At 36.0% G+C, this 23,358-nt stretch carries 27 protein-coding genes; 2 read left to right on the forward strand and 25 right to left on the reverse strand.

The annotated features are described in order from the left end of the window. Positions 1–3 precede the first annotated feature (3 nt). The 10 genes from rplI to rpsF form a co-directional block, all read right to left on the reverse strand. Positions 4–450, reverse strand: coding sequence for a 50S ribosomal protein L9 (gene rplI / locus LCP48_RS00195; RefSeq protein ID WP_004233368.1), 447 nt, complete (start codon positions 448–450; stop codon positions 4–6). Continuing rightward, entirely contained in the window at positions 450–2,420 is a 1,971-nt protein-coding gene (locus tag LCP48_RS00200; RefSeq protein WP_225340574.1) for a DHH family phosphoesterase, read from the reverse strand. The genes rplI and LCP48_RS00200 overlap by 1 nt, the downstream gene beginning before the upstream one ends. A gap of 13 nt (positions 2,421–2,433) precedes the next feature. After that, a complete protein-coding gene (locus LCP48_RS00205; RefSeq protein ID WP_225340575.1) occupies positions 2,434–3,375 on the reverse strand; it encodes a YybS family protein in 942 nt (313 codons plus the stop codon). Between the two features lie 249 nt (positions 3,376–3,624). Beyond that, the gene (rpsR, locus tag LCP48_RS00210; protein ID WP_225340576.1) at positions 3,625–3,858 is read right to left on the reverse strand and encodes a 30S ribosomal protein S18; all 234 of its coding nucleotides are present in this window, start codon (positions 3,856–3,858) and stop codon (positions 3,625–3,627) included. Positions 3,859–4,332: 474 nt separating this feature from the next. Further along, on the reverse strand, positions 4,333–5,082 hold the full coding sequence (locus LCP48_RS00215; RefSeq protein ID WP_216485430.1) for a hypothetical protein: 750 nt from the start codon (positions 5,080–5,082) through the stop codon (positions 4,333–4,335). Continuing rightward, complete coding sequence (locus LCP48_RS00220) at positions 5,079–5,573, reverse strand: RNA polymerase sigma factor (RefSeq protein ID WP_202342429.1); 495 nt, start codon at positions 5,571–5,573, stop codon at positions 5,079–5,081. The genes LCP48_RS00215 and LCP48_RS00220 overlap by 4 nt, the downstream gene beginning before the upstream one ends. Positions 5,574–5,839: 266 nt before the next feature. Then, positions 5,840–6,223, reverse strand: a complete 384-nt coding sequence (locus tag LCP48_RS00225; protein ID WP_225340577.1) for a hypothetical protein — start codon at positions 6,221–6,223, stop codon at positions 5,840–5,842. Positions 6,224–6,629: 406 nt separating this feature from the next. Further along, positions 6,630–6,866: a 30S ribosomal protein S18 gene (gene rpsR / locus LCP48_RS00230; RefSeq protein ID WP_004233359.1), complete on the reverse strand. Its 237-nt coding sequence runs from the start codon at positions 6,864–6,866 to the stop codon at positions 6,630–6,632. A 40-nt stretch (positions 6,867–6,906) separates the two neighbouring features. Beyond that, positions 6,907–7,476, reverse strand: coding sequence for a single-stranded DNA-binding protein (gene ssb, locus LCP48_RS00235; protein WP_004233352.1), 570 nt, complete (start codon positions 7,474–7,476; stop codon positions 6,907–6,909). Positions 7,477–7,519: 43 nt separating this feature from the next. Next, positions 7,520–7,807, reverse strand: a complete 288-nt coding sequence (gene rpsF, locus LCP48_RS00240; RefSeq protein ID WP_004233351.1) for a 30S ribosomal protein S6 — start codon at positions 7,805–7,807, stop codon at positions 7,520–7,522. 175 nt (positions 7,808–7,982) lie between these two features. Here rpsF and LCP48_RS00245 point away from each other — a divergent pair, with 175 nt between their 5' ends. Further along, on the forward strand, positions 7,983–8,552 hold the full coding sequence (locus tag LCP48_RS00245) for a DUF3267 domain-containing protein (RefSeq protein ID WP_225340578.1): 570 nt from the start codon (positions 7,983–7,985) through the stop codon (positions 8,550–8,552). A gap of 67 nt (positions 8,553–8,619) precedes the next feature. Here the strand turns inward: LCP48_RS00245 and LCP48_RS00250 are convergent, their stop codons facing one another. The 4 genes from LCP48_RS00250 to LCP48_RS00265 all read right to left on the reverse strand — a co-directional run bounded on the left by LCP48_RS00250 (position 8,620) and on the right by LCP48_RS00265 (position 12,018). Beyond that, a complete protein-coding gene (locus tag LCP48_RS00250) occupies positions 8,620–9,660 on the reverse strand; it encodes an acyl-CoA dehydrogenase family protein (RefSeq protein WP_216485428.1) in 1,041 nt (346 codons plus the stop codon). An 85-nt stretch (positions 9,661–9,745) separates the two neighbouring features. Beyond that, the gene (ychF, locus tag LCP48_RS00255) at positions 9,746–10,846 is read right to left on the reverse strand and encodes a redox-regulated ATPase YchF (RefSeq protein ID WP_016994923.1); all 1,101 of its coding nucleotides are present in this window, start codon (positions 10,844–10,846) and stop codon (positions 9,746–9,748) included. A gap of 97 nt (positions 10,847–10,943) precedes the next feature. Beyond that, the gene (locus tag LCP48_RS00260; RefSeq protein WP_004233342.1) at positions 10,944–11,144 is read right to left on the reverse strand and encodes a DUF951 domain-containing protein; all 201 of its coding nucleotides are present in this window, start codon (positions 11,142–11,144) and stop codon (positions 10,944–10,946) included. Position 11,145: 1 nt separating this feature from the next. Next, entirely contained in the window at positions 11,146–12,018 is an 873-nt protein-coding gene (locus LCP48_RS00265; RefSeq protein ID WP_216485427.1) for a mechanosensitive ion channel family protein, read from the reverse strand. A 97-nt stretch (positions 12,019–12,115) separates the two neighbouring features. Here LCP48_RS00265 and yyaC point away from each other — a divergent pair, with 97 nt between their 5' ends. Then, a complete protein-coding gene (yyaC, locus tag LCP48_RS00270; protein WP_004233333.1) occupies positions 12,116–12,748 on the forward strand; it encodes a spore protease YyaC in 633 nt (210 codons plus the stop codon). On the opposite strand, the gene LCP48_RS00275 is transcribed toward yyaC, so the two are convergent. From LCP48_RS00275 to rpmH, 11 genes are all read right to left on the reverse strand, one after another. After that, a complete protein-coding gene (locus LCP48_RS00275) occupies positions 12,668–13,381 on the reverse strand; it encodes a DUF554 domain-containing protein (RefSeq protein WP_004233330.1) in 714 nt (237 codons plus the stop codon). The genes yyaC and LCP48_RS00275 overlap by 81 nt on opposite strands. 77 nt (positions 13,382–13,458) lie before the next feature. Then, the gene (locus LCP48_RS00280) at positions 13,459–14,307 is read right to left on the reverse strand and encodes a ParB/RepB/Spo0J family partition protein (RefSeq protein WP_004233327.1); all 849 of its coding nucleotides are present in this window, start codon (positions 14,305–14,307) and stop codon (positions 13,459–13,461) included. Further along, positions 14,300–15,061, reverse strand: coding sequence for a ParA family protein (locus LCP48_RS00285; protein ID WP_004233325.1), 762 nt, complete (start codon positions 15,059–15,061; stop codon positions 14,300–14,302). The genes LCP48_RS00280 and LCP48_RS00285 overlap by 8 nt, the downstream gene beginning before the upstream one ends. Positions 15,062–15,284: 223 nt before the next feature. Next, on the reverse strand, positions 15,285–16,184 hold the full coding sequence (noc, locus tag LCP48_RS00290; protein WP_004233323.1) for a nucleoid occlusion protein: 900 nt from the start codon (positions 16,182–16,184) through the stop codon (positions 15,285–15,287). Positions 16,185–16,363: 179 nt separating this feature from the next. Further along, on the reverse strand, positions 16,364–17,080 hold the full coding sequence (gene rsmG, locus LCP48_RS00295) for a 16S rRNA (guanine(527)-N(7))-methyltransferase RsmG (RefSeq protein ID WP_004233322.1): 717 nt from the start codon (positions 17,078–17,080) through the stop codon (positions 16,364–16,366). 115 nt (positions 17,081–17,195) lie between these two features. Continuing rightward, positions 17,196–19,088, reverse strand: coding sequence for a tRNA uridine-5-carboxymethylaminomethyl(34) synthesis enzyme MnmG (gene mnmG / locus LCP48_RS00300; protein WP_004233321.1), 1,893 nt, complete (start codon positions 19,086–19,088; stop codon positions 17,196–17,198). A 27-nt stretch (positions 19,089–19,115) separates the two neighbouring features. After that, positions 19,116–20,501, reverse strand: coding sequence for a tRNA uridine-5-carboxymethylaminomethyl(34) synthesis GTPase MnmE (mnmE, locus tag LCP48_RS00305; RefSeq protein WP_004233320.1), 1,386 nt, complete (start codon positions 20,499–20,501; stop codon positions 19,116–19,118). Positions 20,502–20,750: 249 nt separating this feature from the next. Further along, entirely contained in the window at positions 20,751–21,551 is an 801-nt protein-coding gene (jag, locus tag LCP48_RS00310) for an RNA-binding cell elongation regulator Jag/EloR (protein WP_004233319.1), read from the reverse strand. Beyond that, positions 21,548–22,318, reverse strand: a complete 771-nt coding sequence (gene yidC, locus LCP48_RS00315; protein WP_004233318.1) for a membrane protein insertase YidC — start codon at positions 22,316–22,318, stop codon at positions 21,548–21,550. Before yidC ends, jag begins: the two co-directional genes overlap by 4 nt. A 374-nt stretch (positions 22,319–22,692) precedes the next feature. After that, positions 22,693–23,037, reverse strand: coding sequence for a ribonuclease P protein component (gene rnpA, locus LCP48_RS00320; protein ID WP_004233316.1), 345 nt, complete (start codon positions 23,035–23,037; stop codon positions 22,693–22,695). A 100-nt stretch (positions 23,038–23,137) separates the two neighbouring features. Further along, positions 23,138–23,272, reverse strand: a complete 135-nt coding sequence (gene rpmH / locus LCP48_RS00325; RefSeq protein WP_004233310.1) for a 50S ribosomal protein L34 — start codon at positions 23,270–23,272, stop codon at positions 23,138–23,140. Positions 23,273–23,358 lie beyond the last annotated feature (86 nt).

Consider the following 23,358-nt stretch of genomic DNA (forward strand, 5'->3'; position numbering starts at 1 on the left):
TCCTTATTCTTCCGTTACATGTACTTTTAACGTTGCTGATACTTCATGATGTAGTTTTACAGGAACATTTGTAAAACCAAGTGAACGAATCCCATCAGGTAAAGTCATTTTACGTTTGTCAATTTTAATGCCGTGCACTTTTTGTAATGCATCAGCAATTTGTTTTGTAGATACTGAGCCAAATAAGCGGCCACCATCACCTGATTTTGCTTTTAGCTCAACTGTTAGTGCTTCTACTTTTTCCTTTAGTGCTTGTGCTTCAGCTAATTCAGCAGCAGCATTTTTTGCCTCTAATTTCTTTTGCCCCTCTATTTGGCTTAAAGCTTGCGCATTTGCTTCCGCTGCATAGCCATTCTTGATTAAGAAATTTTGTGCATAGCCATCAGCTACGTTTTTAATTTCACCTTTTTTTCCTTTTCCTTTAACGTCTTTTAAAAATACTACTTTCATTAGTCAGAACTCCCTTCAAAGACCTCATTTATGGCCTCTTCTAAATGTTTTTTCACGCCATCGATGGATTTAGCATCTATTTGGCAGGCAGCATTCGTTAAATGTCCACCGCCGCCAAGCCTCTCCATAATTAGCTGTACATTGACCTCGCCAAGTGATCGTGCACTTATACCAATTTTGCCATCTGCCCGATGTGCAATGACAAAGGATGCACTAACATCCTTCATCGTTAGTAAAATATCGGCAGTTTGCGCAATTAAGACAGAGTCATACACTTTTGATTCCTCACCTACAGCAACAGCTACTCCTGGTTTTACGAACTTAACTGTTTGCACAATTTTGGAGCGCTCTATATATGTGTCCACGTCCTCCTTCAAGAGACGTTGGACCAATACTGTATCGGCACCATTTGTTCGTAAATAAGAAGCTGCTTCAAATGTACGTGCTCCTGTTCGAAGTGTAAAGCTTTTGGTATCAACGATAATACCCGCTAGTAATGCAGTAGCTTCTAGCATATTAATTTTTGCACGCTTCGGTTGATATTCTAGTAACTCTGTCACTAGCTCAGCTGTGGACGATGCATATGGCTCCATATAAACGAGTGTAGGATTTTCGATAAAGTCCTCACTTCGACGATGATGGTCGATTACAACCACCTTTTCAGCTAATTTCAATAGGTGTGCATCAATTACTAAATTCGGCTTGTGTGTATCAACAATAACGAGCAACGATTTCTCAGTCATTTTACCAGCGGCTTCCTCTGGTGTAAGGAAATTTTCATAGAAATCTGATTTACTCTCTATTTCATTCATTAACCGTGTAACGCTACCATTTAATTCATCAAAATTGATAATGACATAACCCTTTACATCATTCATTTGTGCCATTTTCCGTACACCTACAGAAGCACCTATAGAGTCCATGTCAGGATTTTTATGTCCCATAACAAACACTTGGTCACTGTCTTGAATTAAGTCGCGTAATGCATGTGAAATAACGCGCGCTCTAACACGTGTACGTTTTTCAACTGGATTTGTTTTTCCACCATAGAATTTAAGTTTTCCAGTAGGTTGCTTTATCGCCACTTGGTCTCCACCCCGTCCTAAAACAAGATCAAGACTCGATTGTGCCAACTCACCAAGCTCCACTAATGAGGAGGATCCAGCTCCTACCCCAATACTTAATGTTAATGATAAATTCTTTTGAGCTGTTTTTTCACGAATGGTATCTAATATAGCAAATTTTTTCTTTTCTAGCTCCGTTAATATGGATTCATTTAAAACTGCTAAGAAACGATCTGATGATATTCGTTTGACAAATACGCCATGCTCTGCAGCCCATTCATTGACAATTGAAGTAACCATTGTGTTGGTTAAACTACGTGGTTGATCGTCCATGGCTTGCGTGATTTCATCGTAATTATCGACAAACAATATAGCGATTACTGTACGGTCTGCATAGTATTGCTTTTCAATGGCAATCTGTTCAGTTATATCAAAGAAATACAGTAGTCGTTCCTCTTTTTTATAATAAACACGATATTTCCGATCACGTAGTGTAATCGTCGCCTCATTAGTCTCCTCGGTCTTCATTAATACATAGATGTCATCAGATATATTTACAATACCTTCTCCAACCAATGATTCCATATTTAAAATGCCTTGCATATATGGATTAGACCATTCGATTTCGTACTGCTCATTAACCAGCAGTATCCCAATTGGCATTTCAAGTAGTGCCTCTTCTCCTACTTTTTTCATACGGAAGGAGATAGATTCAATGTGCTTTTCTGTTTCCTCAAAAGCTATCTTCTCTACTTTCCATGTGTAGGCCATCAGTAAAACAAAACCTACACCATAACCGATACCTATCCCGCTATTCCAAATACATAGAAGCACGAACGTCACAGTTCCAAATATGGAAAGAACAAAAAGCGGATAGCGAATTGGTCGTTTTCTAAATGTCCCCATTACAATCAGCCCCTTATTCTTTAGTCTTCCCCTTTACAAGTGAACGTACGTCAAAACCTAAATCAACAATACCGAGTAAGATCATAAAGGATGATAATGGAATTGCTAATAAAGTTGCTACCCATTTAACTCCATTTGGCATCCCCTTTTTAGAGATAAAATAATGGATAAAAGATATTCCTTGTAAAATCAGTAACAACCATAAAATATAAGAAACATTTAATACAATAATATCTAGCGTAGAGCCACCCTCAGGACGCATGAATAAATTAATACATAAAACGATCATGTAATACCATAAAATAGAGCGTGGTAATCTCATATTTTGGAATGGAGCAAATTTTGGAACATCTACCCCTAGTCGTTTTAGAGCTGGTAAATTGACTGTAATGATAATAAATGCAGCAAAAAATGCTGAGATTGTTATCGTTGCAGGCATAGTCAGTTCAATTGTTTTAAACATTGCCTCAAGCTGCTCTGGATTTATGGCTACTTGACCTGTTACATTCTTCGCAAATTCATTAGATTGCTCATAATTTTTACGTGCCATCTCTAAACTCATGCTTATGAAGTCAATTCCTGAAAGCTTTACATAGGCAATATAAACGATTGCCATCGAGAGGAGATTAGCAATCCCCGTGGACATAAATAAATAAAGCTTACTCTTCTTCAAATAAATGGCGTTACCCATAACGACACCTACTAGCCCTAAAATAAAGGCAAATGGCAGCATGGATATTCCACTCGTTATAGTGGTTAGGATACAGCCTACTATTGCTACGAGTATTGATGTGGAACGCTTGTAATTTGCGCTATACCAAGCAATCGGTAGTGGAGCGAATAATAAAGCTACTATAAAGATGAATGGTACATATGCAGAAATTAGCATTAAAATTGTAAAAAGTGCAACCATCATTGAGCCTTGTACAAGCACTTTTGTTTGATTATTCGGCATTGAAAACCTTCCTTTTTTTCAGTCAAACTTACTACCCTTTATTGTACCATTTTTTCATAGTATTGAACAAAAATGACTTAGATCACTACTGTACATTGTCATTATTTTTTCAATTTTAATTCAGGCTTTATCTAAGTGGCTGGTAATTCTCTTTTAACCATAACAAAAAACCAGCATACTCGATACGAATATCGTAATATGCTGGTATTTAAAATTGATGTAAGGTCAGTTACCTTAACGTCATCAATCTTATTTATCTTCTGCTACGAATGGAAGTAATCTAATACGAGATACTTTGATAGCTGAAGTTAATTTACGTTGGTACTTTGCACTTGTGCCAGTTACGCGACGTGGTAAAATTTTACCGCGCTCAGAGATGAATTTTTTTAATAAATCTACATCTTTGTAGTCGATGTGCGTAATATTGTTTGAAGTGAAGTAGCAAACTTTACGGCGTTTGTGGCCTCCGCGACGTGGTGCCATAGTGTGTCTCCTCCTTATCTTTTTTTATCATTTAGAAGTATTAGAATGGAAGATATGACAAGTTACATTGTCAAATCCCTTTGTTGTTCTTCTCTGAATATATTTTTAATAAAATGTTCTCAAATTTTGATTATACCGGATAACTTGTATATTTTTGGTAAATTCAAAAGTAGAAAGGTTATTTGGCATGCCCAATTTAGTATAGAATGAACTTTTTGTTTTTCATTATTATTGACAAACTATTGTATGGTTTAGTTGGAGAAAGGTTTCTACATATTTTATAAAATATAAATATACTTACTAATTTAACTTTCTAAATTCAACATAAATTTCGTACCTTAAGAATACTACCAAGAGTAATAAGTATCCTCGTCAATGTTTTGTTTCTAATCTATCCTATAGATTTTTCTACTAGTTCTTCTTTTCTCCAGTTAACCTAGTTCTTTGTACAGTAGTATTAGCATCTCGATTATTTTAATTAAGCTTTAATGAAATAGAATTTGATTTTATAGAATTTGATTCTTGAGTTACAACAATATCTTGTTGTTCAGAGCTTCCATCTGTATATTTTAAAATTACTTTGATTATTATGTCGTCATCTATTACCAAATTTCCATTATGAGGAATTGCAAGTGAATATTTATATTTATCCTGTTCATTATACTTAACTGTATAGGTATTTCCGATTTCCTTTGTACCATTGTATATATCTGAACCAGGCGAACTTCCAATCATAAATATCTTTTCTGATAATAACCAGTCTTTGTCTGCATATTCTTTAGCTGTAAGTGTAACATCCTCTATAAACTTGCCTTTGCTAATGGTATAAGTGATTGAGTCGATATGTTCTCCACTTATATTTAGCATAAGCTTTGTAAAAATTAAATTATCTACATCACCAGTAATATCAGTTGTACTACCTCTAGCTTCAGTTGATAATTCAAAAGTGGCTTTATCTGATGAAAGCTTGGTATTAAGCTGATTCCCATCATCACTCAATGCATAAGCTGTGATTGCAAAATTTGCGACTTGAAAGTTTCCATTCTTATTGAAAAGTGGAATGCCTATCATAATTGACAATAGGATTGCAACTGCACAAGCTGCAGAAATCCGTCCTTTAAAATTTTTCTTTTCTGTAATATTGCAATTTTTTTTCACACGATTTTTCATAGTTTTTGACATTTCAATAGAATTAACAGCTTCTTTAATCTTATCAAAGTTCATATTTCATTCTCCTTTCGATATCTTTCTCGAATAAGCTCTCTTCCACGTTGTAATCGCTTTTTAACTGCTGAAGTAGTAATGGCAAGTATTTTTGCTATTTCATCTACTTTATAGCCCTCTACATAATAAAGTAACAATACAATCTTATGTTTATTTGGCAATCTCATAAGATGTTCGATTAAACCATAGTTTTCATCATCCTTACAATATAGTTGCAAATCATTAATATCCATATGTTTACGAATAATATTGTACCTTCTCATATTCTTGCAGCGATTTGTAGCAATAGTAATCAACCATGCCTTCTCATGTTCTGAATCGTTAAATGGTGGAGATTTAGTTAGATAGGTAATAAAAGTGTCTTGTACGACATCCTCTGCATCATTCTCATTGCATAGAATAACAAGACACATTCTAAAAAGCATATTTCCATATTTATCAACAATTCGTTCTATATCTAGTTCGTTCGACCAAACTAATTGTTGCAACATCCATCAACTCCTTTCACTTATAACACACGTGAAGTTACCATTTGGTGACATTCTATATAAAATAATTTTACCTAAAAACTGATCAATGCATAAAAATTGGAAAAATATTTTTCAATAGTCTTATATCCGAATCTAATCTTATTATATTATGTAATTAGAATGTCATTTTAGGTACCTATCGTTGATACTTTGCTATATCTATCGTTCTCTTAAATAAAACAAGCCCACCAAATAGGTGAGCTTGAAATAATTTTACATTTGATAATTTATTCAACCCAAGCAGAAACTGTTCCCCTGTAATATCCTCTCCAAGTGCCATTTGTAAGTTTTTCCGTTTTGTAAAGATTTATCCAACCCTTATACCAATATGATCCACTGAATGCTTCATAATAATAGGTTGCTGGTACATTGCTGTGAGTTGAATAAGTTTGAGGAGAAGGGATATCCACGTCCTTATAAAGATAGAAACCGAAAGGAGAGATTGAGTCATCTGGATAATCATCTCCTGCTAAAGATAGATTTACTTCCCCAACAATATTAGTTTGAAATTTCTCGCTTTGAACAACTTCTGTGGCATTAGTTGAACTAGTAGATGCAAAAAACATAAGTACAACAAGCATCATTGCTGCCAATTTACTTAATTTAAACATAATTTCCACTTCCCCCTTAATTTGTAATTTATACAACTATAATATATATGATAACGGTTTTTCGTCAACTATAATTCAGAATTTTCTGATTTAAACAGAAATAAAAGATGCCTGTTTAAGGGAAAAAGGAAACTATCTTGAAAACTATAAATTACACATCTATGCATGAGTTGACATTTATTCTAGGGATGAATATATAGTTAAAAATCATTGAGTTGTGTATGCAGCTCTTTTTTTCTTATTGAACTAACCTGGTGCTTTAGTTCAATAACGATCTTCAACGGGCGAGATTGTTGAATAATCCCAACTTTCCTTTATAGCAACAATCGTTGAGAAAACAGTATAAATAAAAAAAGCACAACAAAGGTTATGAAAACCTTGTTGTGCTTTTATTAATAAATAAATTTTATTTATCTTCTGCTACGAATGGAAGTAATCCCATAATACGAGATACTTTGATAGCTGAAGTTAATTTACGTTGGTACTTTGCACTTGTGCCAGTTACGCGACGTGGTAAAATTTTACCGCGCTCAGAGATGAATTTTTTTAATAAATCTACATCTTTGTAGTCGATGTGCGTAATATTGTTTGAAGTGAAGTAGCAAACTTTACGGCGTTTGCGGCCTCCGCGACGTGGTGCCATAGTGTGTCTCCTCCTTATCTTTTTTTATCATTTAGAAGTATTAGAATGGAAGATCATCCTCAGATACTTCTATTGGCCCTTTGCTATTCGCAAATGGATCCTCATCTACACGTGTATAATTCGGCTGATTCATAGGTGGTTGATTTTGCTGATAAGAATCGCCGCCATAGGAACCCTGCCCTGGCATAGCGCCACCAAACTGTTGTTGTGGTTGACCACCGCCATATGACGGTTGGTTATTACCGTAAGTTTGTCCACCACCATATTGAGGAGCAGGAGCACCGCTACCATTACGGGGTTCTAAAAACTGTACGCTATCCGCCACGACATCTGTTGTGTATACTCGCTTACCATCTTGTCCTTCATAACTGCCTGTCTGGATACGACCTTCTACCCCAATTAAACTTCCTTTTCGCATGAAGTTCGCTAGGTTTTCAGCCTGTTTTCGCCAAGCAACACAGCTAATGAAATCAGCTTCGCGTTCACCTTGTTGATTTGAGAATGCACGGTTTACAGCTACTGTAAATCTTGTAGACGCAACTCCATTCGGTGTATAACGTAGCTCAGGATCTTTTGTTAGTCTTCCAACTAATACGACACGGTTAATCATCAGAATACAACCTCCTTTTCAGCGTTTTGTAAAAAATTAATTATTAAGCTTCTTCACGAACTGCAATGTGGCGAATGATGTCTTCGCTGATGTTAGCAAGACGTGTATATTCGTTGATTGCATCTGAAGTAGCGTTTACTTTTACGATTTGGTAGTAACCTTCGCGGAAGTCTTTAATTTCATAAGCTAAGCGGCGTTTGCCCCATTCTTTTGATTCGATGACTTCTGCACCGTTAGAAGTTAACATTTCGTTGAAACGTTCAACTAAAGCTTTCTTCGCTTCGTCTTCAATGTTCGGACGTACGATGTACATTAATTCGTATTTTCTCATCTGTTTACACCTCCTTATGGACTTAGGCTCTCCTAATTAAGGGAGCAAGGAGCAAGTAATAATTATTACTCACATCAATGAATTGTAACATATAGGTACATGTCTTTCAAGTCACAAACTAATAATTCGTTATATAATGGCAGTATATTTCATTATCTATGAAAGGAGTGCCTTCATGTTAACCAACAATACGGAGCCTATCGTTATCGAATTAGATTTAAAAAAGTTAATGATCGACAATTTTGTGATTACAAGTGGTCTTGTCATATTATTTATTGCCATCCAATATATTTGCTTTAAAGATTTCCATTTTTCTTTTTGGAAGATGATTGGTGGCACAGCACTATTTGTTGTGCTGTATATAATTTTTATTATCCTACACGAGGCTTTTCATTTAATTGGCTTTATGATTTTTGGCAGAGTTCCCTTTAAAGCTCTGAAATATGGTGTAAATTTAGAGCAAGGTATTGCCTATGCAACTACTGAGCGTCCTATCCCCAACCATGCTATGAAAAAAGCTCTATTACTGCCATTCTGGACGACTGGAGTACTCCCAACCATTGTTGGGTTTTATCTTAACAGTACCGTTTTAATATTAATAGGGGCGGTGTTAATAGCTGGAGCTGTAGGCGATTTTGCCATGTATAAAGAGCTACGGAAATATCCACGTAATGCTATCGTTCAGGATGACCCTAAATTACCAAAGCTGTATGTTTATCTATTACAGAAAAAGGAGGATCATTAAAGTAAGACTACATAATTAAATAGAATCTGTAGATTAGAAATAAACAACTACAGATTCTATTTATACTTTACGGAGTTAAAAATCCATGCTGGGCTGCTGTATATAAATTTCTCCAAATACGGTTAATCGTAGAGGTTTCTGTAATAGCATCCATACCGAGACTGCGTATTAAATTATTCGCTATCTCTAAGCAAGCAGCAGCTATATCCTTAGCCATTTTTGTAAATTGTGATAATTCCTCTTCCGTTAATTGTTCACCTTTTTGATGCTGTTGCCAATAGACAGATAATGTTGCATAAAACTGTTCCTCGCATTGCTTGAAGCGTTTGTGCTGCTGCATCCATAAAAATTGAAAGGCTCCAATTCGTTCAGTTCTACTTCCATCATGATTTCGTTGCTTCATTAAAGCAAAAGCTTCTTCTAAAAAATTCTCTGTCATCCCAAGACAAACGCCTAAAAAGGAAGCCTCTGCAAAAGTGGTAAATGGAAAGCTATGTACTGAATTGCCATAATCGTTTCTGATGATCCCTAATTGAAAAGTAGCTTCCTGTGGCACCCAAACATTGTTTACACGGATTGTATGACTGGCTGTTGCCTTTAAACCCATTGCAGACCAATCATTCAAAATCTCTACATCATGTGCATTTACTGAGCAGCTAATAATTTTTTCGGTTTTGATACCATCTTCTTCAATTAAACAATTCATCGTAAATGTTGAAGCATAATTAGAACCACTACAATACTTCCATTGCCCTGTTACATAATAGCCACCAATTGTTTTTATAGCTATCCCTGTTGGATTTCCACTACCTGCTATAACTGCTTCTTTAGGAGAATAGATTTTTTCACAAATTTCCTTACTGAATGTTGGAATAAATGCGTTTCCACCTGTACCAATAGTAATGAGCCATCCAAAATTGCCATCAAGTGCAGACATCTGTTGAAATACCTTTACACCTTCTACTAAATTTAAATCTTTACCACCTAATTCTCTTGGAGTGAACAATTTGAATAATCGTTGTTCATAAATATAATCTAAGACATCTTGTGGTAGCATCCCCAGTTGCTCAAACTCTAAACCACGTTCCTTAATTTGCACAGGATTCATTCATAAGTCGCCTCCATACATTAAAAATTCTGATAACTACACAATCGAAAAAGGGCAACCATTTTAGATTGCCCTTGTAAGTTTTTTATACATTAAAGCGGAATAACATAATATCGCCATCTTGTACTTCATATTCTTTACCTTCAAGACGTACTTTACCAGCTTCCTTAGCCGCTGCTTGCGAACCTGCCTCAAGAAGATCATCATATGCCACTGTTTCTGCACGAATAAAGCCGCGCTCAAAGTCAGTATGAATAATACCTGCACATTGCGGTGCCTTCATTCCTTTACGGAACGTCCAGGCACGTACCTCTTGTACACCTGCAGTGAAGTAAGTAGCTAGTCCTAATAAGTCATAAGAAGTACGAATTAGTTGATCTAAACCAGATTCTTTAATTCCTAATTCTTCTAAGAACATAGCTTTTTCTTCATCATCTAACTCAGAAATTTCTTCTTCGATTTTTGCACAAATAGTAATGACCTGAGCACCTTCAGCGGATGCATACTCACGTACTTTTTTCACATACTCGTTGTTGTCTGCATCTGCTACTTCATCTTCTGAAACGTTTGCTACATAAAGCATTGGTTTAATTGTTAGCAGATGAAGACCTTTAATTACCTTCAATTCATCATCTGATAGCTCAGCTGCTCTAGCTGGTTTACCGTTTTCTAGTTGCTCTTTAATTTTTAAAAGCACTGGCTCTTCTATCATAGCCTCTTTATCTTTTTGTTTCGCCATTTTGCTAACTCGTTGTAAACGTTTATCCACAGATTCTAAGTCAGCTAGTGCAAGCTCTAGGTTAATAACTTCAATATCGTCAATTGGATCTACTGCACCAGAAACGTGAGTTATGTTTTCGTCTACAAAACAACGTACTACTTGACAAATTGCGTCTACTTCACGAATATGAGCTAGGAACTTATTTCCTAATCCTTCACCCTTGGAAGCACCTTTAACAATTCCAGCGATATCTGTAAATTCAAATGCAGTTGGCACAGTTTTTTTCGGTACCACTAATTCTGTTAATTTATCTAAACGTGCATCAGGTACTTCAACTATACCAACGTTTGGATCGATCGTTGCGAATGGATAGTTTGCAGCCAATGCGCCCGCTTTTGTTATTGCGTTAAATAATGTTGATTTTCCAACGTTAGGTAAACCAACGATTCCAGCTGTTAATGCCATGGATGGACACAACCTTTCTATACTCAGTTCAAATTTTCTCTCATATAACCTTATCTATTATATTGATTCACTAAGAAAAAGTCTAATATGCCTGATGTTACGACTCATCCGCAGAAAATAAAACCTTTTTCATTTTTTTCTCAAATTCACGACGTGGAATCATGACACTATGCTGACATCCTTCGCATTTGATACGTACATCCGCCCCCATACGAATAATTTTCCATTTGTTGGTACCACATGGATGTTGTTTTTTCATTTCAACAATATCATTTAAACCAAATTTTTTTGCCTCCATCTTACACACTTCTCCCCTCATCTTTGCCATAGAACATCATTTTTGGATAGACCATTGGTATATTATTTTCTTCAAAGAGCTTCGTAATATCGCGGCGTATGGTACGTGCTACTCCATATTGTTGCTGCGGTAATGTTTCAGCGGCTATACGTATGGTTACTTCTGTCCCTTTAACATTTTGCACACCTAGAAATACTGGAGCTGCAATTAATTCTTTATGCATCTTAGGCAATGTCGCTAAATACTTATTAATAACCCCTTCTGCCTTCTCAAAATCAGCATCCGTGGCCATTTGTAAATCTATAAAAATTTTCGAGTTGTTTACAGAATAATTGATGACTTCGCCTATGGCACCATTAGGAATGATGAACTGTTCACCAGTAGCACCATTAATTTTTGTTGTACGTAAGCCAATTTCTACAACCGTACCTTCTGCGGCATTTATTTTTATATAATCGCCTACACCAAACTGGTCTTCAAAAATAATAAAGAATCCAGTAATAACATCCTTTACTAAGCTTTGAGCACCAAAACCTATTGCTAAACCAACAATTCCTGCACCCGCTAATAAACCTGCTACCTTTATATTTAAGGAAGAAAGTATACCAATGATTGCAGAGAAATAAACGACATAGGAAATCACACTTTGTAATAATCTTGAAATTGTTCGTTGGCGTCGTTCTGAGTGGCTCAATGGTGAACGCATACGGATTAAAAACACTTTTTTAATAAATTTTTTACCTAATCTTACAGCTATCCACGATACGAATAGAATGAGCAAAATTTCTATAGATGCATCAATCACTTGTTCCCAAAGATCCTGAGATGTGAGCTTGTCCCAGTATTTCTCCATTAACTTTTTATTCTTTTCCATCATTACCACCTCTTGAATAACTTGCTAAAAATTTGCGTATACTGCATAAAAATTGAGCACTTCTAAAAATAAAAATAAAAAGAAAGTGAGTTTTTTTATGAATACTATACCAAATTTGTTACTACCTTATTCCCTTCATCATGAGAGTAAAAATGCTGTTTGGCAATTAAGTACATTATTTTTAGAACATATACCGTTTCATCATGAAAGACTAATTTTTTGTTGTATTGGCAGTGATCGATGTACGGGTGATACACTTGGACCATTAACTGGTAGCTTTTTAAAAAAATCTGTTAGCTTTCCTTATGAAATTGTAGGTTCCTTAGAAGATCCTTTACATGCTCTAAACCTAAATTCTACAATGCAACAGCTACACAATCATACTACAAAACCATTCATTATTGCGATTGATGCCTGTCTCGGCAGTGAGCAAAATGTTGGTCATATTTCAGTTCAAAGTGGACCCATCTTCCCTGGAAAAGCTGTAAAAAAAGAATTACCCCCAATTGGAGACATTTCCGTGAAAGGAATCGTCAATATTGGAGGCTTTATGGAAATGCTTGTTTTACAAAATACAAGACTTCATATCTCTTATGCAATGGCTGAAAAGCTTTCTAGAGCATTATTACTGGCTGCTCATCGTTATTCACTAAAAAATGTAGAAGAAAGCCACCATAATACCAACAATGACGATACCTGGCAGCAAGTTAGCAGCTTTGATCTTAGCTAAGCCTGCAATGTTTAACCCTATTGCCATAATCATAACCCCGCCAACAGCCGTCATTTCTGTAATGAACATTTGCAGTGCAGCATCAGGGATAAAGGAACTTATAACACCTGCAAAAAGAGCTATTAATCCTTGATAAACAAAGACAGGTACAGCGGATAGCAGTACACCTATACCTAATGTCGATGCTAGAATAATGGATGTAAATCCATCTATTAATCCTTTTGTAATGAGTACATTATGATCATTACGAAGACCACTATCAAGAGCACCAATAACAGCCATTGATCCTACAACAAAAATTAGTGAGGCAGTTACAAAGCCCTCTGCTATGCTAATTTGATTTTGGTCATCCCGTTTTGTACGAAATAAACTCTCTACCCATTTACCAAGACGATTCATTTGTTTATCTAAATCTAACCACTCACCTATTACTGTACCTACCACTAAACTTACTACCAGTATAATAAAATTATCACTTTCAAAGCCCATTTTTATCCCTAATAATGTGACGGCTAAACCAATAATAGAAAGGACCGTAGATTTCATAGATTCAGGGATATTTTTAAAAATCCGCCCTACTAATGCTCCTGCTATAATTAACACAGCATTTATCAATGCCCCTAGTAATACCACACTTAAGCCTTCTTTCTCTCTAAAAAATAGAGAGCGCCTATTGCTTGGCGCTCTGATTAAGTTATAGAAATATTATTTTATTCTTCTTGTATGTTTAATATTTCCAATATACGTTCTAAATCATCTTCAGAATAAAATTCAATTTCTATTTTCCCTTTATTATTTGTTTTCTTTATTTGAACATTTGTTCCAAAGTAATCTCGTAATTGTGACTCCTTTGCAGTTACAAAGATATCTTTTTTCTTAGGTGGGATTGTTTCACGTGAAACTTCTTCATTTAAGTTTTGCACTAATAATTCAACTTGACGTACATTCAATCCCAGAGTTATTACCTTATTAGCCACTTCTGATATTCTTCTTTTATTTTTTAAGCCTAGTAATGCCCGTCCCTGCCCCATCGATAAAGTTCCATCATTCATCAATTTACGTACATCTTCTGGTAATGCCAGTAGCCGAACATGATTGGCAATATGTGGTCTACTTTTTCCTAATCGCTTCGATAACTCTTCCTGTGTTAAATGTAAGTTTTCCATTAAACTCTGGTAGGCTTCTGCTTCTTCAATTACAGTTAAATCTTCACGTTGGAGGTTTTCTAAAATAGCTAGCTCCATCATTTGTGCATCAGATAGCTCTTTTATAATGACAGGAATCACCTCGAGGCCAGCTAATAGGCAAGCTCTGTAACGACGCTCCCCCGCAACAATTTCAAACTTGCGTGCTTTTTTACGCACGGCAATTGGCTGCAAAATTCCATGTTCTTTAATAGAATCAGCTAATTCTTGTAAACTTTCTTCATCGAAAATTTTACGAGGCTGAAATGGGTTCGCAACAATTAAATCTAATTGAATTTCTTCCACTTGACCACTGTGTTCTAGAGACTCTCCTGGAAATAATGCCCCAATACCCTTTCCTAGACCTTTAGCCATTTTTAATCACTTCCCTCGCCATCTCTAAATAAACTTCTGCACCTCTAGATTTTGCATCATAAGTGATGATTGGTTGACCATGACTTGGTGCCTCACTTAATCGCACATTACGAGGAATTATTGTTTTATATACTTTATCTTGGAAATACTTTTTCACTTCATCAATAACTTGCAAGCCTAAGTTTGTGCGTGCATCTAGCATTGTTAATAAAACGCCATCGATGTAAAGCTGTTGATTTAAATGCTTTTGAACGAGGCGAACTGTTGATAGTAATTGACTTAACCCTTCCAATGCATAATATTCACATTGTACAGGAATAATGAGCGCATCTGAAGCTGTTAACGCATTGATTGTTAAAAGCCCTAAAGATGGTGGACAGTCAATAATTATATAATCGAAATCCTCTTTCACATTTTGTAAGGCATGTTTTAAACGTACTTCTCTTGAAATAGTTGAAACCAATTCAATTTCTGCACCTGCAAGTGAGATTGTTGCTGGCACGATAGATAAATTTTCTACATTTGTTTTTTGAATGACATTTTGAACATCTTCATCATCAATTAGCACATCATAAATGCAACCCTGGATTTCTCCTTTATTAATACCAAGTCCACTTGTTGTATTACCCTGCGGATCAGTATCAATTAAAAGCACTTTCTTACCTAAGTATGCTAGGCAAGCGCTCAAATTGACCGAAGTTGTTGTTTTACCGACGCCACCCTTTTGATTGGCGATTGCTATAATTCTACCCATTTAAAAGCACCTGCTTTCATCTATCAAAGTTTACTTTGACAAATCATTTGTAAAATCACTATTTAATCCGCTATCTAACTTTCATTCTATCAAAAAATTTGAAGAGAGTTGTATAAAATATTAAGAATATATACAAAAAAGGAGATATCTCTATTAACCTTCTGAGATATCTCCCTTGTACAGTGATACATTTGATCACAGATTATTTTTCTAAAAGAATTTATTACACTTTTTTCTTTTTAGGAATCTTCACTGTAATTTGATAGTATTCTTCTGTATCTTCTTCTTCAGTTTTCACTGTAATCCCACTTTTTGTTACCATCGTTAATGACTGTTTGATGGTATTCAAAGCAATACGTACATCTTTACTTATAGCTTTACGTTTTGGCTTAGCTTTCTTTGGAATTGATTCTTCCTGCTCATCAGCTACAGGATGTAATATAGCCTGGATTTGCTCCTCTAACTGTCGCACATTCCAATCATTTTCAATTGCTAGCTGTAAAATTTCTAGTTGCAATGGTTGATCTTTAATAGCAATTAATGCACGTGCATGACGTTCAGATATTTTTCGCTTTAAAATAGCTTGCTGTACTTCATCTGGCAGCCTTAATAAACGTAATTTGTTGGCTACAGTGGATTGTCCTTTTCCAAGTCTTTGGGCAAGAGCTTCCTGTGTTAGCTCATGAAGCTCTAATAATTTTTGATAGGCTACCGCTTCTTCAATTGCAGTTAACTCCTCACGCTGCAAGTTCTCTATTAACGCAATAGATGCTGTTTCCTTATCAGTTAAATTACGTACAATAGCAGGGACCTCTGTCCATTGTAGCTTTTTCATCGCTCGATAACGACGCTCACCAGCGATAATTTCATATTGATTGTCTGATGTTTTACGTACAACAATTGGCTGAATCACACCATGTGTATGAATGGTTCTTGATAATTCTTCAATTTTTTCATCATCAAAAATAGTACGTGGCTGAAAACGGTTAGGTACAATTTGATCAATAGGCAACTTTATGACTTCTTCCGCTGCATGAACCGCCTCTGCTTGTTCTACTTCATTTTTCACAATAGGCTCTGTTTTACTTCCGCCTCCAAAAAAACGTGAAAAAGGACTTTTCATCCAAGTGGCACCACCTTTAAGTAACTATCTTGCTCTGTGTCATTCTATTATTATTTATTATATTTCTTTAAATGTATATAGTTCATAGATGTCTTTTGCGTGAACCATCCATAACTAGTATGTATGCTCAAAATAGAAAAAATATTTTCCACTTTGAGAAGTTTCACATGAAACACTAATTATTGAATCGGTGTTTTATTTGGTACACCTGGCTTACGCGGATATTTTTTCGGTGTTCCTTTTATTTTATCAAATATATATAAAATGCGTTCACTTTCTTCAACAGGTAGCTTGAAAGAAAATTCCTCTCTCAGTTTAACACCTAATGTTGTTAAAGCTTTTTTAGCATCCTTTAATTCTTCTGCCCCAGCTGCGGCTTTTAAAGCAACAAAGTATCCCTCTTGTTTCGCTAAAGGTACACATAACTCTGCTAGAACGGATAAACGAGCTACAGCACGTGCTGTTACCACATCAAATTGTTCGCGGTATTTTAAATTTTGACCAAACTCTTCCGCTCGAGCATGTACAAAATGCATATTCTCTAATTGTAACTCATCACTTAAATGATTTAAAAAGGTAATTCTTTTATTTAAGGAGTCGACAATTGTAACTTGTAAATGTGGGAAACAGATTTTTATTGGGATACTTGGGAAACCAGCTCCTGCCCCAACATCACAAACAGTTATGACTTTTGAAAAATCAAAGTAAAATGAAGGACTAATCGAATCGAAGAAATGCTTTAAATACACGCCTTCTAAATCTGTAATGGCAGTTAAATTCATCTTTTCATTCCACTCAACAAGTAATTCAAAATACTTTTTAAATTGAGCGATCTGTATATCAGAAAGTTCGATCCCTTTCTCTTTCAGAGCCTCAATAAATTGTTGTTCGTTCATGTAAAGTCTCCTTTGTTGATTTAGCTATACAACTCCAACTAATAGTATAGCCTTAAAAATAGGAAGCGGGCACAATGGTATGCCCGCCTCTTATTTACTTTACTGTTGTTGATGATCAGCTGCTTACTTTCGCAATTTTACCTTGTTCAATATAAACAAGCAGAATTGAAATATCAGCTGGATTAACACCAGAAATACGAGAGGCTTGCGCAATAGACAGTGGTGTAACTTGTTTTAATTTTTGACGCGCTTCTGTTGCTAAACCTGAAATAGCATCGTAATCAATATTCTCAGGAATTTTTTTGTTTTCCATTTTGTGTAGTTTCTCCACCTGTTGCAATGCTTTTTCGATATAGCCTTCATATTTAAGCTGAATTTCAATTTGTTCTTTCACTTCATCCGCCAATTCAATTTCTGCCGGAATTAAAGAAGAAATTAACTCATAATGCATTTCAGGGCGTTTTAATAAATCTGCACCACGTATACCGTCTTTTAATTCACTACCACCAACAGAACGAATAACAGATTGTGTGGCTTCATTTGGCTTAATAATGACTTCACGAAGACGTGCAATTTCATTTTCAATCAGCTCTTTTTTCTCATTGAAACTAGCATATCTTTCTTGTGGAATCATCCCCATGTTATAAGCTAACTCTACTAATCGTAGATCTGCATTATCGTGACGTAATAGTAAACGGTACTCTGCACGAGATGTTAATAAACGATATGGCTCATTTGTTCCTTTAGTCACTAGGTCATCGATCAAAACGCCAATATAAGCATCAGAACGGCTTAAAATTAATTCGTCTTTACCTAGTACATTAGCAGCTGCATTCATGCCCGCCATTAAGCCTTGCGCGGCAGCTTCTTCATAGCCAGATGTACCGTTAATTTGACCTGCTGTATATAATCCTTTAATACGTTTGGTTTCTAAAGTTGGCCATAATTGTGTTGGCACAATTGAATCGTATTCAATAGCATAACCAGCACGCATCATTTCCGCATTCTCTAAGCCAGGTATAGATTTTAGTAAACGTGTTTGAACATGCTCTGGTAGGCTTGTTGACAAACCTTGAACATAAACCTCACGTGTATTGCGGCCTTCTGGCTCTAAGAAGATTTGATGTCTTGGCTTATCATTAAAACGTACAACTTTATCTTCAATAGATGGGCAATAACGTGGACCTGTCCCTTTAATCATCCCTGAGTACATAGGTGAAAGATGTAAATTTGCTTCAATAATTTCATGTGTTTCAGGACTTGTGTATGTTAACCAGCAAGGTAGCTGATCCATGATGAATTCAGTTGTTTCAAAACTAAATGCACGTGGGACATCATCTCCTGGTTGAATCTCTGTTTTGTCATAGTTTATTGTACGATTATTCACACGTGGTGGTGTACCTGTTTTAAATCGAACTAGGTCAAAACCTAGCTCTTTTAAATTATCAGCTAAGCGAATTGACGGTTGCTGGTTATTAGGACCACTTGAATATTTAATATCACCGATAATGATTTCACCACGTAGGAAAGTACCTGTTGTCACGACGACTGTTTTAGCACGATAAACGGCACCAATTTGTGTAATGACCCCTTTTACTTCCCCATCCTCAATAATTAACTCTTCAACCATCCCTTGATGGATTGTTAAATTTGGTGTTTCCTCTAATACTCGTTTCATTTCTTGCTGATACAAAACTTTGTCCGCTTGTGCGCGCAATGCACGTACAGCTGGGCCTTTCCCTGTATTCAACATTCGCATTTGAATATGCGTTTTATCTATCACTTTCCCCATGACGCCTCCTAAAGCGTCAATCTCACGTACGACAATTCCCTTGGCAGGACCACCAATAGATGGATTACATGGCATAAATGCAATCATATCTAAATTGATTGTTAGCATTAATGTGCTAGCGCCCATTTTAGCGGCAGCATGTGCAGCTTCTGAACCTGCATGACCAGCACCAATCACAATCACATCAAACGTGCCTGCCTCATATTTTGTTGGCATGCTCGTACCTTCCTTTCTTTCTAAAAATTATTTTCCTAAACAGAACTGAGAAAATAGTTGATTGATGAGGCTTTCTTGAACAGTATCACCAATGATTTCGCCAAGTATTTCCCATGTTCTTGTTACATCAATTTGTACCATATCAACTGGTACACCATCCTGTGCAGCTGCTATTGCATCTTCTACCGTTGCTTGCGCTTGGTGCAGAAGGGCAATATGTCTTGCATTTGAAACATATGTTAAATCGCCCGCTTCGATTTGTCCCTCAAAGAATAATGCAGCAATGGCTTCTTCTAGCTCTGTAATACCTTCCTCTTGTAGCAGAGAAGTTGTTACAATGCGATGCTCACCAGCTAATTCTTTGACACGAGCCAAATCAATTTTTTGCGGTAAATCTGTTTTATTGACAATGACGATGTAATCCATCGCTTCAATTGTTTCGAATAGACGCTCATCCTCAGCAGTTAATTCATCTGCATAGTTTAATACAAACAGAATTAAATCAGCTCCACGAAGAGCTTCCCGTGAGCGTTCTACTCCAATTCGTTCAACAATATCTTCTGTTTCCCGAATACCCGCTGTATCCACTAAACGAAGTGGAACACCTCGGACATTGACGTACTCCTCTATAATATCACGAGTAGTCCCTGCAATATCTGTCACTATGGCCTTATTTTCTTGTACTAAGCTATTTAATAGTGAAGATTTCCCTACATTCGGACGACCTAAAATAACTGTTGATAATCCCTCACGTAAAATTTTTCCTTGAGAAGATGTTTGCAAAAGTTTTATAATTTCATTTTTTACCCATGTACATTTCTCTATTAATACAGGTACAGTCATTTCTTCTACATCATCATACTCTGGATAATCTATATTAACCTCTACTTGGGCTAATGTCTCTAGTAAAGCTTGGCGCAAATCACCAATAAGTCTCGATAATTTTCCATCCATTTGACCCAGAGCCACATTCATCGCACGATCTGTTTTAGCTCTTATCAAATCCATTACTGCTTCAGCCTGTGATAAATCAATACGTCCATTTAAAAAGGCACGTTTTGTGAATTCACCTGGCTCAGCTAACCTTGCTCCACTTGTTAAAGCAAGTTGCAACACGCGTTTGACTGAAACTAATCCACCATGACAGTTTATTTCAACTACATCCTCACGTGTGAATGTTTTTGGCCCACGCATCAGCGATAGCATTACTTCCTCTACTACCTCATTAGTTTTAGGATCGACTAAATGTCCATAATGAATAGTGTGCGAATCTTTGGTTGTTAAACTTTTTCCCCCGGGTGATTTGAATATTTTATCTGCAATCGTCACAGCCTCGTCTCCACTTAAACGAACGATGGCTATTGCACCTTCACCCATCGGTGTGGATATCGCAGCAATTGTATCGAACTCCATTTAATGACCTCCTCAACGTTATCCACATGTGGATAATCAAAACCGACCAATACTTACTAACACCTTAGACTAACATATTTTCAACAAAATCTAAAGTAAGGATCATTTCCAAATGTGGATAAAATCAATTTTTCGCTAATCATATTTTCGACAAAATTTGCTATGTTTCATTAAAAAAGGTCATTTTATCTAAAAGATAAAATGACCTTTCAAAATATATTGTCTGTATGATTATGTGAAACAGTTTAATTATTTTTTTACTGGTTCGATTACTAAATAACGATTAGGCTCGGTACCTTCTGAATACGTTTCAAGATCTAGACGATTTGCTAATTGATTATGAATTATCTTTCGTTCGTAAGACGGCATTGGTTCAAATGCCACACGTTGATTTAAGCGTAATGCTTTATCCGCCATTCGATCCGCAAGTAATTCTAAAGCTACTTGTCGACGCTCGCGATAATTTTCTACATCCAGTTTCACCATTAAGAACTGCTTTGCGCTTTTATTTAATACGAGTTGTGTTAATTGCTGTAAGGAATTTAATGTTTGACCTCGTTTCCCTATAAGCAGGGCAGCTTTCTCACTTTTGAGTTGAAAAAATACATATTTCCCTTCGCGTGTCGTAGCAATTTCAAGATCATGAATAGCCAATTGTTCAGCGATACTACTTATATAAGCCTTTGCCTCTTCAATTGGATTTGCTGAGTCTCCATCCTCATCTTGTTCTTTAACGACTTGTTGAACTTCTTCCATTTCACTTGGTTGTTCAGAAACTTGTGAACTTAGCGTTTCAACATCATCTACTACTATTGGTTCATATAATTGAGTTACTACCTGCAAGTGAGCATTGTCGCTTTCAATTGTTGGAACCTGAACTTCTTTTACTGTTACACGTACCTCTGCAGAACGTGCACCAAAACCTAAAAATCCTTTTTTACCTTCTTGTAAAACTTCAACATCTACTTGTTCACGGGTTTTGCCAAGTTTCTGTAACGCCAATGAGATCGCTTCTTGTGTTGTTGCGCCTATTTGCGTAAGTTGTTTCACTTTTTAGCCCCTCCATTTTGAGCAGGTTGTGTTTTATCTTTATTCCAAGGTTTATAAATGTACAAGTTTTGGAAAATCGAAATAATGTTTCCGATTACCCAGTATAATGATAATGCAGCTGGTAAGGCCATACCAAAACCAATAATCATGAATGGCATAATATACATCATAATTTTCATTTGAGGATTATCCATTGCTGGTCCTGTACGTAACACGATAAATTGCATTAAGCCAGCTGTAATAGCTAATGCAGGTGCAGGATCTGCTAGCGGGAAGATAAAGAAATTCCCTAAATCAAATGTTGATGTTGCATTCATACGGCTAATTGCATGATAGAAACCAATTAAGATTGGCATTTGAATGATTACTGGTAAGCATCCTGCAAGTGGATTTACTCCAGATTCACTCATTAACTTCATCATTTCTTGCTGATATTGTTGTTGTGTCTGAGCATCCTTAGAAGCATACTTCTTTTGCAGTTCCTTCAATTTTGGTTGAATTTCTTGCATCTTTTTAGAACTCTTTGTTTGTTTGATCATCAATGGCAAAATTGCTAAACGAATAATAATCGTTACGGCAATGATCCCCCATGCATACGTACCTAGCAGATCAGCAAAGTATTTTATTGCTGATACCAACGGCCAAACAATGAATTCATTCCAGAAGCCTGTGCTTTCTTTGGAAATTGGTTCATTGAATTCTGTACAACCAGAAAGTAGTAAGGCTACTGATACTAGTGACAAAATTACCCAATGTTGTTTTTTCAACCTTCTTCCCCCTACAATTCCTATTCACTTTTTCTTACTTCTATATGCTTCTTTTTGTACCGACAGTTTCCTATCACATAATCGGTTAAATGACAGTAGCCTTATCTTTATTTCAGTCCACTTTTGAGAGTCCTGGATGAAGATAAAGTTATCAGTTATTTTATCATGCCTATAACATTCACTCTACTAAATATTCTAACTACACACGCTTATTCCTAAGATAAGATGTGAATTTTACATATTATTAAGCGAAAACTCTCGCCACGAATACCCCCGTGCGTATAATTCTCTTACATATAATTTTATGCAAAATCACATCTTATCTATTCTATTGCTAACAGTACAGGCGTAATTTCACCACTTGGTTGCATACATTACACTTTTTTCATTACCTTTGCGATTCGTAGTACATGCTGCAAACTTTGTTTCACTTCATGAAAATCCATAGTGGCCGCCGGATGTCTGGCGATAATAACATAATCCATATTCGGCTTTAGATCATCTTTTAATTCATGAATACTTTGTCGAATATAGCGTTTTACTTGGTTGCGTGTTACCGCATTCCCAAGCTTCTTACTAACTGATAAACCTACACGAAATTCCGTTTGTCCCTCTTTTACTAAAAAATAAACGACAAACTGACGATTAGCGAAAGATTTACCTTTTTTAAACACCTTTTGAAAATCATCATTCTTCTTCACTCGTTGGCGTTTTTTCATTTCTTTCACCTGCTATTAGATAATATCTTTTGATCCTCATTTCTAGGTTTACCAAAAATAAAGAAAAAAAAGACCACTGATGTGGCTCAGTGGACTTATTTTATGCTGATAAAACTTTTCTTCCTTTACGACGACGAGCAGCAAGAACTTTGCGACCGTTTTTCGTGCTCATACGTGCGCGGAAACCGTGTACTTTGCTGTGCTTACGTTTTTTTGGTTGGTAAGTACGTTTCATTTATATAGACACCTCCTGATATGAGTTGAATTTTTCAACATACAGACTCGAATATTATATAAAGTATCTAGTTATTTTGTCAATGA

Source organism: Lysinibacillus capsici, assembly GCF_020217405.1.
Taxonomy (GTDB): Bacteria; Bacillota; Bacilli; order Bacillales_A; family Planococcaceae; genus Lysinibacillus; species Lysinibacillus capsici.

What these genes read in the sequence shown, in the direction of transcription:
- LCP48_RS00200 (WP_225340574.1), bottom strand. Translation starts at nt 2,420, where the DNA reads ATGGGGACATTTAGAAAACGACCAATTCGCTATCCGCTTTTTGTTCTT.
- rpmH (WP_004233310.1), bottom strand. Translation starts at nt 23,272, where the DNA reads ATGAAACGTACTTACCAACCAAAAAAACGTAAGCACAGCAAAGTACAC.
- LCP48_RS00280 (WP_004233327.1), bottom strand. Translation starts at nt 14,307, where the DNA reads ATGGCTAAAGGTCTAGGAAAGGGTATTGGGGCATTATTTCCAGGAGAG.
- rpsR (WP_225340576.1), bottom strand. Translation starts at nt 3,858, where the DNA reads ATGGCACCACGTCGCGGAGGCCACAAACGCCGTAAAGTTTGCTACTTC.
- LCP48_RS00225 (WP_225340577.1), bottom strand. Translation starts at nt 6,223, where the DNA reads ATGTTTAAATTAAGTAAATTGGCAGCAATGATGCTTGTTGTACTTATG.
- ychF (WP_016994923.1), bottom strand. Translation starts at nt 10,846, where the DNA reads ATGGCATTAACAGCTGGAATCGTTGGTTTACCTAACGTTGGAAAATCA.
- mnmE (WP_004233320.1), bottom strand. Translation starts at nt 20,501, where the DNA reads ATGGAGTTCGATACAATTGCTGCGATATCCACACCGATGGGTGAAGGT.
- LCP48_RS00250 (WP_216485428.1), bottom strand. Translation starts at nt 9,660, where the DNA reads ATGAATCCTGTGCAAATTAAGGAACGTGGTTTAGAGTTTGAGCAACTG.
- LCP48_RS00265 (WP_216485427.1), bottom strand. Translation starts at nt 12,018, where the DNA reads ATGGAAAAGAATAAAAAGTTAATGGAGAAATACTGGGACAAGCTCACA.
- LCP48_RS00215 (WP_216485430.1), bottom strand. Translation starts at nt 5,082, where the DNA reads ATGAACTTTGATAAGATTAAAGAAGCTGTTAATTCTATTGAAATGTCA.
- rplI (WP_004233368.1), bottom strand. Translation starts at nt 450, where the DNA reads ATGAAAGTAGTATTTTTAAAAGACGTTAAAGGAAAAGGAAAAAAAGGT.
- LCP48_RS00285 (WP_004233325.1), bottom strand. Translation starts at nt 15,061, where the DNA reads ATGGGTAGAATTATAGCAATCGCCAATCAAAAGGGTGGCGTCGGTAAA.
- LCP48_RS00260 (WP_004233342.1), bottom strand. Translation starts at nt 11,144, where the DNA reads ATGGAGGCAAAAAAATTTGGTTTAAATGATATTGTTGAAATGAAAAAA.
- yyaC (WP_004233333.1), top strand. Translation starts at nt 12,116, where the DNA reads ATGAATACTATACCAAATTTGTTACTACCTTATTCCCTTCATCATGAG.
- ssb (WP_004233352.1), bottom strand. Translation starts at nt 7,476, where the DNA reads ATGATTAACCGTGTCGTATTAGTTGGAAGACTAACAAAAGATCCTGAG.
- noc (WP_004233323.1), bottom strand. Translation starts at nt 16,184, where the DNA reads ATGAAAAGTCCTTTTTCACGTTTTTTTGGAGGCGGAAGTAAAACAGAG.
- rnpA (WP_004233316.1), bottom strand. Translation starts at nt 23,037, where the DNA reads ATGAAAAAACGCCAACGAGTGAAGAAGAATGATGATTTTCAAAAGGTG.
- mnmG (WP_004233321.1), bottom strand. Translation starts at nt 19,088, where the DNA reads ATGCCAACAAAATATGAGGCAGGCACGTTTGATGTGATTGTGATTGGT.
- rpsR (WP_004233359.1), bottom strand. Translation starts at nt 6,866, where the DNA reads ATGGCACCACGTCGCGGAGGCCGCAAACGCCGTAAAGTTTGCTACTTC.
- LCP48_RS00220 (WP_202342429.1), bottom strand. Translation starts at nt 5,573, where the DNA reads ATGTTGCAACAATTAGTTTGGTCGAACGAACTAGATATAGAACGAATT.
- LCP48_RS00205 (WP_225340575.1), bottom strand. Translation starts at nt 3,375, where the DNA reads ATGCCGAATAATCAAACAAAAGTGCTTGTACAAGGCTCAATGATGGTT.
- rpsF (WP_004233351.1), bottom strand. Translation starts at nt 7,807, where the DNA reads ATGAGAAAATACGAATTAATGTACATCGTACGTCCGAACATTGAAGAC.
- rsmG (WP_004233322.1), bottom strand. Translation starts at nt 17,080, where the DNA reads ATGAACGAACAACAATTTATTGAGGCTCTGAAAGAGAAAGGGATCGAA.
- LCP48_RS00245 (WP_225340578.1), top strand. Translation starts at nt 7,983, where the DNA reads ATGTTAACCAACAATACGGAGCCTATCGTTATCGAATTAGATTTAAAA.